Here is a 13983-nt window from a genome sequence, read left to right on the forward strand (position 1 = left end):
CGCTGGCCTGGGATGTTTTCCCCTTCGCATGTGGACATTCACTACCATGCTGACTGAACAGAAAATCCCACTAGGCCAGTACATCGCTGCCTTCGTCGACTGGTTGACCCAACACGGTGCCAACTACTTCGACGCAATCGCATCGACACTGGAAACGATGATCCACGGCGTGACGTTTGCGCTGACCTGGTTCAATCCACTGGCATTGATCGGTCTGATTGCGCTGCTGGCTCACTTTATTCAACGTAAATGGGGACTGACTGTTTTTGTCATCGCCTCCTTCCTGCTGATCCTCAACCTGGGGTACTGGCAGGAAACCATGGAAACCCTCGCACAGGTGCTGTTCGCCACCCTGGTCTGCGTGGTCATCGGTGTGCCGCTGGGCATTGTTGCCGCGCATAAACCAATGTTCTACACCATGATGCGGCCGGTACTCGATCTGATGCAGACCGTGCCGACCTTCGTCTACCTCATCCCTACCCTGACCCTCTTCGGGCTGGGTGTGGTGCCTGGGTTGATTTCCACGGTGGTGTTCGCGATTGCCGCGCCGATCCGCCTGACCTACCTGGGTATCCGCGACGTCCCGCAAGAATTGATGGACGCCGGCAAGGCCTTTGGCTGCTCGCGCCGCCAGTTGCTCTCGCGCATTGAACTGCCCCACGCCATGCCGAGCATCGCCGCCGGCATTACCCAATGCATCATGCTGTCGTTGTCGATGGTGGTGATCGCGGCCCTGGTAGGCGCCGACGGCCTCGGCAAGCCGGTGGTCAACGCACTCAACACCGCCGATATTGCCCTGGGCTTTGAAGCGGGCCTGGCCATTGTGTTGCTCGCCATCATGCTCGACCGTATCTGCAAACAACCCGACGCTAAAGTAGGGGGTGATGCATGAGCATTATCCGATTCGACAAAGTCGACGTGATCTTTTCCAAAGACCCACGCGAAGCGCTCAAGCTGCTGGACCAGGGCATGAGCCGTAACGAAATCCTGAAGAAGACCGGGCAGATCGTCGGCGTCGAGAACGCCAGCCTGGATATCGAGAAAGGCGAGATCTGTGTGCTGATGGGCCTCTCGGGCTCAGGCAAATCCAGTTTGCTGCGCTGCATCAACGGCCTCAATACCGTCAGCCGTGGCCAGCTGTTTGTGGAGCATGAAGGGCGTCAGATCGACATCGCCTCCTGCACCCCCGCCGAACTGAAAATGATGCGCACCAAACGCATCGCCATGGTGTTCCAGAAGTTCGCCCTGATGCCTTGGTTGACGGTGCGCGAGAACATCAGCTTCGGCCTGGAAATGCAGGGCCGACCGGAGAAAGAACGGCGCACGCTGGTGGACGAGAAACTCGAACTGGTGGGCCTGAGCCAATGGCGCAACAAGAAGCCCGACGAGTTGTCCGGCGGCATGCAGCAGCGCGTCGGCCTGGCCCGCGCCCTGGCGATGGACGCCGATATCCTGCTGATGGACGAACCCTTCTCGGCCCTCGACCCGCTGATCCGCCAAGGCTTGCAAGATGAACTGCTGGAACTGCAACGCAAGTTGAGCAAGACCATCGTGTTCGTCAGCCACGACCTGGATGAAGCGCTGAAACTGGGCAGCCGTATCGCGATCATGAAAGACGGCAAGATCATCCAGTACAGCGTGCCGGAAGAAATCGTACTGAACCCGGCAGACGACTATGTGCGCACCTTCGTCGCGCATACCAACCCGCTGAACGTGCTGTGCGGACGCAGCCTGATGCGCACGCTGGACAACTGCAAGCGCGTGAACGGTTCGGTGTGTCTTGATCCGGGTGGCGACTCCTGGCTGGACCTGGCCGAAGGCAACACCATCCAGGGCGCACGCCAGAATGGCGTGGCGATGAACCTGCAAAACTGGGCGCCAGGGCAGGCTGTGGAAGGCTTGGGCCGCGTACCGACGCTGGTGGACTCGAACATCGGTATGCGCGATGCACTGCAGATTCGCTACCAGACAGGCAACAAGCTGGTGCTGCACGACAACAACAAGGTGGTGGGGATACTGGGGGACAGTGAGCTCTACCATGCCCTCTTAGGCAAGAACTTGGGCTAAGGCCCCAACTGAAGGAATGCGGTCAATGTGGGAGCTGGCTTGCCTGCGATAGCTATGCTGGATTCACCCTTGCTATCGCAGGCAAGCCAGCTCCCACATTCGACCGCATTCAATGCTTGCAACAGCGGCGCCAGTGAGGGCGCCGCCAGCTCAATTATCAGCTATAGACCCGGCCAAGGAGCTGCCGATGGCTTTCAAACTGATCGAGCACATCCCGGGTGATCTGTTCCTGGGTGAAGCCCATCAGGTCATACTCCTGCGGCCCGTTGTGCAGGTACACCTCGGCACGGTAGTAACGGGTGCGCTCTTCTTCAGGCAGGTCAGCCGGCGCCGCCGAGTAGCCATCCAGGCTCACTTCGTAGACAAACGGGTTACCCTCGTCCATCTCGATCCGCACGCCGATGCAGCGTTTGGATTTGCCCAGCAGGGTCTGCACTTCCAGGCCCTGATCACGCAACGCACTCGCGGCTTCTTCCAACGCCGGCGTTACGTGCTTGTCCATAAAGCGCTGCACGGTGGCCTGGCTCGGTTGCAGGTCCAGGGCGCTCAAGCGCTCGCTGAAACCACGACGCCCGCGTTCAGCCAATTGCGCCTGCTCCTGTTCGATGGCCACGTCCTGGCGCATGGCCTTGTGCAAACCGAACATAAAGAACACCAGCACCACCGAGAACGGCAGCCCCGCCAGCACCACCATGGTTTGCATGGCTTCGAAGTTACCGGCAAACAGCAGACCGATGGTCACCAGGGTGATCACCGCCGACCAGAAGATACGCAACCAGTGCGGCGCATCTTCATCCACGTTGCCGCCCTTGCAGGACAGGTTGGCCATCATCACCGCGCCGGAATCCGCCGGGGTCAGGAACAGCACAAAGCCCACGAAGATCGACACGCCGATCACCACTTTCGACGCCGGGTAATGCTCAAGCAGTTGGTAGATGGCCATGGACGGTTGTTCCAGCGCCGTCTTGCCCAACTCCACCGCCCCATGGTTCAACACCAGGTCCAGGGCCGAGTTGCCGAAGATCGACAGCCACGCCAGGGTAAAGCCCAGCGGGATCAGCAATACGCCAGCCACCAGCTCGCGCACGGTACGACCACGGGAAATACGCGCGATGAACATGCCCACAAATGGCGCCCAGGAAATCCACCAGGCCCAGTAGAACAGAGTCCACAGACCCATCCAGCGTTCGGTCTTGGCACCGTCGCCTTCGTACACATACAGGTCGAAGGTTTTCAGCACGATACCGTTGAGGTAATCACCGGTGTTCTGCACCAGGCCATTGAGCAGGTGCAAGGTAGGGCCGAACAACAGCACGAAGATCAGCAAACCGCTGAACAGCACGATGTTGAGGTTGGACAGGCGGCGAATACCGTTTTCCACACCCGACACGGCGGCAATGGTCGCCACGGTGCTCATCACGATGATCACGATCAGCAGGTTGGTATTGCTGTGCTCCATGCCGAACAGGTTTTCCAGCCCCGACGACACCTGCATCGAGCCGATCCCCAGGTTGGTCACCAGGCCCAGCAGGGTCACGAACATGCCGAAACCGTCTACCGCGTGGCCGGCCGCGCCCTTCACCCAACGCTCGCCCACCAGCGGGTACAGCGCCGAACGCAGTGCCAGCGGTTGGTTGTGACGGTACGCAAAGTACGCCACGGCCAGGCCGACCAGCGCATAGATCGCCCAGCCGTGCAGGCCCCAGTGCAGGAAGGTCAGTTGCAGCGCCTGGCGTGCCGCGCCATTGCTGGCGGCAGCGCCTTCGGGCGGGTTGAAGTAGTGGTCCAACGGCTCGGACGCACCGAAATACAACAGCGAGATGCCGATACCGGACGAGAACAACATGCCGGCCCAGGCGCCATAGCTGAAGTCTGGGGTATCGTCCTTCGCACCCAGCTTAAGTTTCCCATAGGACGAAAACGCCAGGCCGACCACAAACACCAGGTAGGCGGCGATGACCACCATGTAGTACCAGCCAAAGCTTTTCGACAGCCAGGCCTGTGCGACACCGAGCAGGCGCCCGGCCTCCTGCGGGGCGACGATCAGAATGGCGGTCAACAACAAAATCAGCGCGGTGGAGGTGTAGAACACCCAACCGTTGACCCGGACCTTTTCCGGTGGGGTCTTTATAAGAGAGGCAGAACTCATGGCGCAGATGCTCCAGGCAGTGCGAGAGAGAAACACAAGGCAACGGTTATCCCGGGACATCGATTTTTCGGCAGTCGACGGACGGGTGTTATAAAGACACCCCAAAATTCTTGAGCCCGCCTAAGCGGTGATCAGGCTCTGAAGTGGCCTGTTTCAAGGGTTTTTGCAGGTGTCGAAGGTTGCAGCTCGCAGGTAGGAAACATCTGTAGGCAGCGACCATTTGTCGCAGATCTTATTCTTTGTTGATTGAACGTTCAATCAAAACAAAATAGACTGGCCCTCAAGCCGACGGACGTGGATCGCCCATCGGCAGGCCTAAGGAGAGGTGCTACATGCCCAAGGTCGGTATGCAACCCATACGCCGCCAGCAGTTGATCGAAGCCACGTTGACGGCCATCGATCGGGTCGGGATGGGAGATGCCAGCATTGCGCTGATCGCCCGTCTGGCCGGCGTCTCGAACGGCATCATCAGCCACTACTTTCAGGACAAGAACGGCCTGATCGCAGCGACGATGCGCTACCTGATGAATGCGCTGATCGAGAACGTGCAAGAACGCAGGCGTGCCTTGAAGGATGACAGCCCACGGGCGCACCTTCAGGTGATCATCGAAGGCAACTTCGACGCCAGCCAGGTCAACGGCCCGGCAATGAAAACCTGGCTGGCCTTCTGGGCCACCAGCATGCACCACCCGTCATTGCACAGGTTGCAGCGGATCAACGATCAACGTCTGTATTCCAACCTGTGCTGCCAGTTCCGCCGAGTGCTGCCGCTGCCGCACGCACGCAAAGCAGCCCGAGGCCTGGCGGCCCTGATCGACGGTTTGTGGTTGCGCGGCGCCCTGTCGGGAGACGCTTTCGACACGGAGCAGGCGCAACGGATCGCTTACGAATACATGGATTTCCAATTGGCCAAGCAGGTGAGTTAGAGCACACATAACCGCTCAACCCCTGAACGTCCGCCGCTCAGTGTTGCCACACCCCCATGGCCCACTGTTCGGCGGGTAACGCCAACCACTTATGCACTTGCGAGGACTTTATGGCCCGTTTCGACCTGCAAAAACTCTACATTGACGGCGGCTACAGCGACGCTGGCAGCGATGCCACCTTCGAAGCCATCAACCCGGCTAACGGTGAAGTTCTCGCCCAAGTGCAACGCGCCACCAAAGATGACGTTGAACGTGCCGTGGTCAGCGCTGAAAAAGGCCAGAAAATCTGGGCCGCCATGACCGCCATGGAGCGTTCGCGCATCCTGCGTCGTGCCGTGGACATCCTGCGCGAGCGCAACGATGAACTGGCTGCCCTGGAAACCCTGGACACCGGTAAAGCCTTCTCGGAAACCAAGTACGTCGACATCGTCACTGGCGCTGACGTGCTGGAATACTACGCCGGCCTGGTACCTGCCATCGAAGGTGAGCAGATCCCACTGCGCGATACCTCGTTTGTCTACACCCGCCGCGAGCCACTGGGCGTGGTTGCCGGTATTGGCGCGTGGAACTACCCGATCCAGATCGCCCTGTGGAAATCCGCACCGGCCCTGGCCGCCGGTAACGCGATGATCTTCAAGCCAAGCGAAGTCACCTCGCTGACCACTCTGAAACTGGCCGAGATCTACACCGAGGCTGGCGTTCCAGCGGGCGTGTTCAACGTACTGACCGGCAGCGGCCGTGAAGTCGGCACCTGGCTGACCGAGCACCCACGCATCGAAAAAGTCTCCTTCACCGGCGGTACCGACACCGGCAAGAAAGTCATGGCCAGCGCGTCGAGTTCCTCGCTCAAGGACGTGACCATGGAGCTGGGCGGCAAGTCCCCGCTGATCATTTTCGACGATGCCGACCTCGACCGCGCCGCCGACACCGCCATGATGGCCAACTTCTACAGCTCCGGTCAGGTCTGCACCAACGGCACCCGCGTGTTCGTGCCCAAGCACCTGCAAGCCGCGTTCGAAGCCAAGATCGTCGAGCGTGTGGCGCGTATTCGCATCGGCAACCCGGAAGACGAAAACACCAACTTCGGCCCGCTGGTCAGCTTCGCCCACATGGAAAGCGTGCTGGGCTACATCGCCAAAGGCAAAGAGCAAGGCGCACGCCTGCTGTGCGGCGGCGACCGCCTCACCGAAGGCGACTTCGCCAAAGGCGCCTTCGTGGCCCCGACCGTGTTCACCGACTGCACCGATGACATGGTGATCGTGCGTGAAGAAATCTTCGGCCCGGTGATGAGCATCCTCACCTACGAAACCGAAGAAGAAGTGATCCGCCGCGCCAACGACACGGACTTCGGCCTGGCCGCTGGCCTGGTCACCAAGGACCTGAACCGCGCCCACCGCGTGATTCATCAACTGGAAGCCGGTATCTGCTGGATCAACGCCTGGGGCGAGTCCGACGCGAAAATGCCGGTCGGTGGCTACAAGCAGTCGGGTGTGGGCCGTGAGAACGGCATCAGCTCGCTGAACAACTTCACCCGCATCAAATCGGTACAGGTTGAATTGGGCGATTACGCCTCGGTGTTCTAACACCCGAGCCTTGTATTGCCCGTGAGGCCATCGCGGGCAAGCCCGGCTCCCACATTTGTTCTGTGTGAACCCGATCAAATGTGGGAGCTGGTTTGCCTGCGATCGAGTGCTAAGCACTCGCCAGACCTGACCACACTTCAAAGAGGGTACATTCATGTCCCAAGAATACGATTACATCATTGTGGGTGCCGGCTCTGCCGGTAACACCCTGGCGACCCGTCTGACCGAAGACGAAGGCGTCACCGTTTTGCTGCTGGAAGCCGGTGGCCCCGACTACCGCCTCGACTTCCGCACCCAGATGCCAGCCGCCCTGGCCTTCCCGCTGCAAGGCCGCCGCTACAACTGGGCCTACGAAACCGATCCAGAGCCACACATGGACGGCCGCCGGATGGAATGCGGGCGCGGCAAGGGCCTGGGTGGCTCTTCCCTGATCAACGGCATGTGCTACATCCGCGGCAACGCCATGGACTACGACAATTGGTCGAAGCTGCCGGGCCTGGAAGACTGGACCTACCTGGACTGCCTGCCGTATTTCCGCAAAGCCGAAACCCGCGACATCGGCCCCAACGATTGGCACGGTGGCGACGGCCCGGTCAGCGTGACCACGCCGAAAGCGGGCAACAACCCGCTGTTCCACGCCATGGTTGAAGCCGGCGTACAGGCCGGTTACCCACGTACCGAAGACTTGAACGGCTACCAGCAAGAAGGCTTCGGCCCGATGGACCGTACCGTTACGCCGAACGGCCGTCGCGCCAGCACCGCACGCGGTTACCTGGACACGGCTAAAAAGCGTTCGACCCTGACCATCGTCACCCATGCCCTCACCGACAAAGTGTTGTTCGAAGGCAAGCGTGCAGTGGGCGTGCGTTACCTGATCGGCGCCGCCGAAGAGCGTGTTGAAGCCCGTGCGCGCAAAGAAGTGCTGGTGTGCAGCGGCGCAATCGCTTCGCCGCAACTGCTGCAACGCTCCGGTGTCGGCCCGGCCAAACTGCTGGAAAGCCTCGATATCCCGGTGGTCCACGACCTGCCGGGCGTGGGTGAAAACCTGCAGGACCACCTTGAGCTGTACCTGCAATACGCGTGCACCCAGCCAGTGTCGCTGTACCCGTCGCTGCTCTGGTACAACCAGCCGGCAATTGGTGCCGAATGGCTGTTCAACGGCACCGGCATCGGCGCCAGCAACCAGTTCGAAGCGGGCGGTTTCATTCGTACCCGCGAAGAGTTCGAGTGGCCGAACATCCAGTACCACTTCCTGCCGGTGGCGATTAACTACAACGGCAGCAACGGTGTGAAAGAGCACGGTTTCCAGGCGCACATGGGCTCCATGCGTTCGCCAAGCCGTGGCCGTATCCAGCTGAAGTCGAAGAACCCACGGGACTACCCGAGCATCCTCTTCAACTACATGGCCACCGAGCAGGACTGGCAGGAGTTCCGCGACGGCATCCGCCTGACCCGTGAAATCATGCAGCAGCCGGCACTGGACCCGTACCGTGGCCGCGAAATCAGCCCGGGTATCGAAGTGCAAACCGATGAGCAGTTGGACAAGTTCATCCGCGAGCACGCCGAGACCGCGTTCCACCCGTCCTGCTCGTGCAAGATGGGCACCGACGAGATGGCCGTAGTCGATGGCGAAGGCCGCGTACATGGTATGCAGGGCTTGCGGGTGGTCGATGCCTCGATCATGCCGATCATCACCACCGGCAACCTGAACGCGCCAACGATCATGATCGCCGAGAAAATCGCCGACAAGATCCGTGGCCGCCAGCCACTGCCGCGCAGCACTGCGGATTACTACGTGGCAGGCGATGCGCCGGTGCGTGGCAAGCCGTTGCGTGAAGTGGGGCCGTTGGCGCAGTAACTCCAGCACCGCGGCGCCTGCATCGCAGGCAAGCCAGCTCCCACAGTTGACCGAGTTCGCCTGAACAACTCGGTCAACTGTGGGAGCCGGGCTTGCCCGCGATGAGGCCCGACCAGACACCGCAAAATTACCCGCCGACACTTTCCTTGATCAGCTCCTCGCCCAGGCCTACTCTGTTTGCCTGCCCGCGCGAGCCGCCCACAAGGAAGGCCCCATGTTCGAACACCACGCCACGCTCAAGAAACACTTCGGTGCCCTGCGCACCACCGCCGAATTTTTCTCCCTGCGCTACGTGCGCGAATCCGGCCAGTACCTGTCGGTACGCAAGAACGTCGCCGAGCCGCCTCACCTGGGCCATGATGAAGGCGCCATGCTCACCGTGCGTCTCAACGGCGTGGAAGCCTACGCCGCGACCAACGATATTTCCCTTGCCGGCCTGCAGGCCGCCCTTGAGCGCGCTGAGCAACAAGCCAGGCTTATCAAGCCCCACGCCCTGCTCGCCCTGCACCAGCAACCGGTGTCCAGCGACGTCGCCGACTACCTGTCGCCCGACCTCGACCAGCCCTTCCCGTCCCTGAGCGACTGCTACCAATTGCTCGGCGATGAGTCCGCCGCCGTGCCCAAGGATGAGCGCCTGGTGAGCTGGGAAGTCAGCCTGGGGACCACGCGGGTTGAACAGATCTACCTCAACAGCGCCGGCGCCCAATTGCGTCAGGCCCAGCGCTTTGTCTTTCCGGGCCTGAGTGTGACCGCCTTCGACGGCAACGACAGCCAGACCCGTACCCTAGGCGGTACCAACTTCGGCCAGCAAGGCAGTGCCGGGGTGATCCAGCGTTTTGGCCTGGTGGGCGCCGCCCACAAGGTGGCCGACGAAGCCCTGCAATTGCTGCTCGCACCGAATACGCCGCACGGCCCGCGTGACCTGCTGCTGATGCCCGACCAGATGATCCTGCAGATCCACGAGTCCATCGGCCATCCGCTGGAGCTGGATCGCATCCTCGGTGACGAGCGCAATTACGCCGGCACCAGTTTTGTGAAAGCCAGCGATTTCGGCCACCTGCAATATGGCTCGCCGCTGCTCAACGTCACCTTCGACCCGGACATCCCCGAACAGCTTGCCAGCTACGCTCATGACGACGACGGCACGCCTGCCAGCAAGCAATTTCTGATTCGCGAGGGCCTGCTGCTCAAGCCCTTGGGCGGGGCCTTATCGCAATTTCGCGCCAACCTGCCAGGCGTCGCCAACAGCCGCGCTTGCGGCTGGAACCGTGCACCCATCGACCGCATGGCCAACCTGAATATCGAGCCTGGGGATAAAAGCCTCGCGCAATTGGTGGGCGGCATTGAGAGCGGCATCCTGATGTCGACCAACCGCTCGTGGTCCATCGACGATGCGCGCAACAAGTTCCAGTTCGGCTGCGAGTGGGGCCAGTTGATCGAAAACGGCGAACTCAAGGGCGTGGTGAAGAACCCCAACTACCGGGCGATTTCCGCGCAGTTCTGGCGCAAGCTCAGCGCGGTGGGCGACGCCAGCACCTTCAAGGTCTTGGGCACACCGAACTGCGGCAAGGGCGAACCCAACCAGGTGATCCGTGTCGGCCATGCGTCGCCGGCCTGTGTATTCAGCAATGTGGATGTATTTGGGGGCGATGCCTGATGAACCATTTCAAGGCACTGGTGGACTGGCTCAAGCAGGCGGTCACCGATCAAGAACACTTTCACCTCGGCTACGCGGATGAAGCGTCCGAGTTCGTGCGCTTCAACCACGCGCAGGTACGCCAGGCCGGGCAGGTACAGCAGGCCAGCCTGAACCTCAAGCTGATCAACGATGGGCGCCACGCCGACCTGGGTATCACCCTGTCCGGCGAGGCGCAGCTGGATCGCCAGCGCCTGGCCGACGGCCTGCAACAACTGCGCGAAACCTTGCCGCTGTTGCCGCCTGATCCGTACCTGCTGCTGAACCCCGACGCCTGGCACAACCATAACGAACAGCTGCGCCCGCTGCCGGAACTGGCACAAGTGCTGGACGATATCAGCCGGGCCGCCGATGGCGTGGACCTGGTTGGCTTCTACGCCGCCGGCCCGATCAGCCGCGGTTTCGCCAGCTCATCGGGGGCGTTCGGCTGGCACCGGGCTAACAGCTTCAATTTCGACTTCAGCCTGTTCCACGCCAATGGCGAAGCGGTAAAAGCCAGCTACGCCGGGCACACCTGGAACAGCGCCGAATTCGCCGCCCGTTTCCAACAGGCCCGTGAGCAACTGGCGTTTCTCGGTCGCCCGCTCCACACCCTGGCACCCGGCCAATACCGCGCCTACCTGGCGCCGGCAGCGCTGGAAGAAATCATCAGCATCATCACCTGGGGTGGTTTTTCGGCCCAGGCCATCGCGAGCAAAGGCAGTTCGTTGCAACGCCTGTACGCGGGTGATCAGTCACTGAGCCCGCTGGTGACGGTGGATGAGCAGATCAGCGGCTCCCTGAGCCAGGCGTTTTCCACTGAAGGCTACCCGCGCAAGGATGTCACCCTGATCAACGCAGGCAAGGCCGAGGGCCAGTTGATCAACTCTCGCAGCGCCGCCGAATACGGCTTGAGCACCAACGGCGCCAGCAGCGACGAGTCGCCCAGCGCCTTGCAAATGGCCGCAGGCAACCTGGCCCAGGCCGATATTCTCAAGCAGTTGGGCACAGGGCTGTATATCAGCAACCTCTGGTACCTGAACTACTCCGACCTGCCGGCAGCGCGCCTGACCGGCATGACGCGCTTTGCGACCTTCTGGGTGGAGAATGGCGAAATCAAGGCACCGGTCAGCACCATGCGCTTTGATGACAGTGTTTACAGCCTGCTTGGCTCACAGCTTGAAGCGTTGACCACTGATCGAGAACTGCTGCTGTCGCCCAGTACCTACAGCCAGCGTAATACTGCCTCCAATCTATTGCCGGGAGCCTTGATCAAGCGTTTGACCCTGACCTTATAAATCTTGCCACCCGCCCACGTGCCTGCACGTGATGCATGACCTTGCCTGGACTGGGCAAGCTGGAGTCTTGAGATGAACCATGGAAGTTTCGTCATAGAAAAACTGTTCAAGCAATACAACGTTCACGTGGAGCAACTGGGTAACGCCCCACATAGAAAAACCGTACTGATGGTCAATGGCGCGTTATCCACCACGCGCTCCTTTGCCCGTACCAGCAAATGCCTGGCCGAGCACTTCAATGTGCTGCTGTTCGACTTGCCCTTCTCTGGCTTGTCACGCGGGCACAACACCGAACTCGACCTGGTCACCAAGGACGACGAGGTGCAAATCCTGCGTGCCTTGGTGGATCGCTTTGAGGTCAACCATCTAGTCTCGGCCTCCTGGGGCGGCATCTCCACGCTGTTGACCCTGGCGCATAACCCGCCCTCCATCGAAAGCTCGGTGGTGATGGCCCTGGCGCCCAACCTCAACCAGGCGATGCTGGAATATGTCGAGCGCGTGCGTGTGCTGATCGAGGCTGATGACAAGTCGGCGGTCGGCCATCTGCTCAACGAAACGGTGGGCAAATACCTGTCGCCGCGCCTCAAACGCAATAACCATCGGCACCTGTCGACCATGGCCACCACCGAGTACCGCCAGGCGCGCTTTCATATTCATCAGGTGCTGGGCTTGGGCGATGGCAACTACCTGCCGGCGCTCAAGCAGATTGAAACACCGGTGCACTTTCTCAACGGCGCACTGGACGAATACACGCCGGCTGACGAGGCCCAGCTGTTCAAACACTACGTAGGCCGCAGCAGCTTTGCGGTGGCCGAACACACCGGCCATCTGCTCGACCTGGAGTCCCGCGAATCCGCGCTGGCAGTGCATCGGGCGTTGCTGGATTTCCTGGTGGGCGAACATGTGACATTGTCAGCTATAGACGAACCGCCAGTGGGAAAAGGCGCGACGGATGGCGCATAATCGCCGACACATAGCCTGCTAATTAAAAGGGATCCCATGCCGAATCGTGCCCCTCTCGATGCCAAGACTGCCCGCTGGCTCCCCTGGGTGGTAGCGATTGCCTTCTTCATGCAGTCGCTGGACGGGACGATTCTCAACACCGCGCTGCCGGCCATGGCGCAGGACCTCGCGGAAAACCCGCTGCGCATGCAAGGGGTGGTGATCGCCTACATGCTCACCGTTGCCTTGCTGATTCCGGCATCGGGCTGGATCGCTGACCGCTTTGGCACCAAGAAGATTTTCTTTGGCGCGATCATGCTGTTCAGCATCGGGTCGCTGCTGTGTGCGCTGTCCAGTAGCTTGAGCATGCTGGTGGGCGCACGGGTGATCCAGGGCCTGGGCGGTGCGCTGATGCTGCCGGTCGGGCGGCTGGTGGTACTGCGCGCTTATCCGCGCTCCGAGCTGGTGCGGATCATGGGCTTCATCACCATTCCCGGCCTGCTCGGCCCCTTGCTTGGCCCGACCATGGGCGGCTGGATGGTGCAATACCTGACCTGGCACTGGATCTTCCTGATCAACCTGCCGGTGGGCATGATCGGCTGCTACGCCGTGTGGAAATTCATCCCCGACCTGCGCGGCAGCGAGCGCACGCGCTTCGACGGCCTGGGCTTTCTGCTGTTCGGCGCGGCGATGGTGTTGATCACCATCGCCATGGAAGGCCTGGGCGAACTGCACCTGCCGCATCTGCGCGTGATATTGCTGCTGTTCGGCGGGTTCGCCTGCCTGGCGGCGTACTGGCTGCGCGCCGGGCATATCGATAACCCGCTGTTCTCGCCGGTGCTGTTCAAGACGCGCACCTTTGCCGTGGGGATCCTGGGCAATCTGTTTGCGCGCCTGGGCAGCGGCGCACTGCCCTTCCTGGTGCCGCTGCTGTTGCAAGTGGCGCTGGGCTATTCGCCGTCGGAAGCCGGGATGAGCATGTTGCCGCTGGCGGCGGCGGCGATGTTCGCCAAGTCCATCGCACGCCCGCTTATCGAGCGCCTCGGCTACCGCATCGTCCTGACCGGCAACACCCTGGCCCTGGGCCTGATGCTGGCGAGCATGGGCCTGGTCAGCGAACAAACGCCCTACCCGCTGCTGTTGGCCATGCTGGCGGTACTGGGGGCCATCAACTCCCTGCAATTTACCGCGATGAACACCGTCACCCTGATCGACCTCGACGACGCCCAGGCCAGCAGCGGCAACAGCTTGCTGTCGGTGGTGGCGCAGCTGTCCCTCAGCCTCGGCGTGGCCTGTGCCGGCGCGTTGCTTGGCGGGTTTACTGCCGAGGCCGGCAATGACGGTGTGGAAAGTGTCCTCGGCGCGTTCCAGCTGACCTTCCTCACCGTGGGCATCATGGCGATGCTGGCGGCGGCGATCTTCCTGCAACTGTCGCCTAAAGACGGCAAACGGGTGGTCAGCCGCGAGCACGATATCGAGCACTAA

Annotated in this window: 10 protein-coding genes; 9 read left to right on the forward strand and 1 reads right to left on the reverse strand. The window is 61.2% G+C overall.

Annotation, left to right across the window (positions count from 1 at the left end; genetic code table 11):
- Nucleotides 1-46 precede the first annotated feature (46 nt).
- Both choW and choV read left to right on the forward strand, forming a co-directional pair.
- Nucleotides 47-892 carry a choline ABC transporter permease subunit gene (gene choW, locus AB9N64_RS15495; protein WP_003194913.1) on the forward strand — a complete coding sequence of 282 codons (846 nt, stop codon included), beginning with the start codon at nucleotides 47-49 and terminating at the stop codon, nucleotides 890-892.
- Nucleotides 889-2067, forward strand: coding sequence for a choline ABC transporter ATP-binding protein (gene choV, locus AB9N64_RS15500; RefSeq protein ID WP_014720259.1), 1179 nt, complete (start codon nucleotides 889-891; stop codon nucleotides 2065-2067). The genes choW and choV overlap by 4 nt, the downstream gene beginning before the upstream one ends.
- Nucleotides 2068-2224: 157 nt before the next feature.
- Here choV and AB9N64_RS15505 read toward each other — a convergent pair whose 3' ends face one another.
- Nucleotides 2225-4159 carry a BCCT family transporter gene (locus AB9N64_RS15505; protein WP_224796996.1) on the reverse strand — a complete coding sequence of 645 codons (1935 nt, stop codon included), beginning with the start codon at nucleotides 4157-4159 and terminating at the stop codon, nucleotides 2225-2227.
- A gap of 389 nt (nucleotides 4160-4548) precedes the next feature.
- Between AB9N64_RS15505 and betI the strand changes: the two genes are divergently transcribed.
- The 7 genes from betI (at nucleotide 4549) to mdtD (ending at nucleotide 13983) form a co-directional block, all read left to right on the forward strand.
- Complete coding sequence (betI, locus tag AB9N64_RS15510) at nucleotides 4549-5142, forward strand: transcriptional regulator BetI (protein WP_003194919.1); 594 nt, start codon at nucleotides 4549-4551, stop codon at nucleotides 5140-5142.
- A gap of 110 nt (nucleotides 5143-5252) precedes the next feature.
- On the forward strand, nucleotides 5253-6725 hold the full coding sequence (gene betB / locus AB9N64_RS15515; RefSeq protein ID WP_014720261.1) for a betaine-aldehyde dehydrogenase: 1473 nt from the start codon (nucleotides 5253-5255) through the stop codon (nucleotides 6723-6725).
- 154 nt (nucleotides 6726-6879) lie between these two features.
- Nucleotides 6880-8583 carry a choline dehydrogenase gene (gene betA, locus AB9N64_RS15520; RefSeq protein ID WP_060766815.1) on the forward strand — a complete coding sequence of 568 codons (1704 nt, stop codon included), beginning with the start codon at nucleotides 6880-6882 and terminating at the stop codon, nucleotides 8581-8583.
- A gap of 214 nt (nucleotides 8584-8797) precedes the next feature.
- Nucleotides 8798-10240 carry a TldD/PmbA family protein gene (locus AB9N64_RS15525; RefSeq protein WP_371359510.1) on the forward strand — a complete coding sequence of 481 codons (1443 nt, stop codon included), beginning with the start codon at nucleotides 8798-8800 and terminating at the stop codon, nucleotides 10238-10240.
- Nucleotides 10240-11556 carry a TldD/PmbA family protein gene (locus AB9N64_RS15530; RefSeq protein WP_032902299.1) on the forward strand — a complete coding sequence of 439 codons (1317 nt, stop codon included), beginning with the start codon at nucleotides 10240-10242 and terminating at the stop codon, nucleotides 11554-11556. The genes AB9N64_RS15525 and AB9N64_RS15530 overlap by 1 nt, the downstream gene beginning before the upstream one ends.
- A 72-nt stretch (nucleotides 11557-11628) precedes the next feature.
- Nucleotides 11629-12519 carry an alpha/beta fold hydrolase gene (locus tag AB9N64_RS15535; protein WP_371359511.1) on the forward strand — a complete coding sequence of 297 codons (891 nt, stop codon included), beginning with the start codon at nucleotides 11629-11631 and terminating at the stop codon, nucleotides 12517-12519.
- A 36-nt stretch (nucleotides 12520-12555) separates the two neighbouring features.
- Entirely contained in the window at nucleotides 12556-13983 is a 1428-nt protein-coding gene (gene mdtD, locus AB9N64_RS15540) for a multidrug transporter subunit MdtD (RefSeq protein ID WP_014720266.1), read from the forward strand.

Origin of the sequence: Pseudomonas sp. KT_2_4 (genome assembly GCF_041410225.1) — a bacterium.
Taxonomy (GTDB): Bacteria; Pseudomonadota; Gammaproteobacteria; order Pseudomonadales; family Pseudomonadaceae; genus Aquipseudomonas; species Aquipseudomonas paracarnis.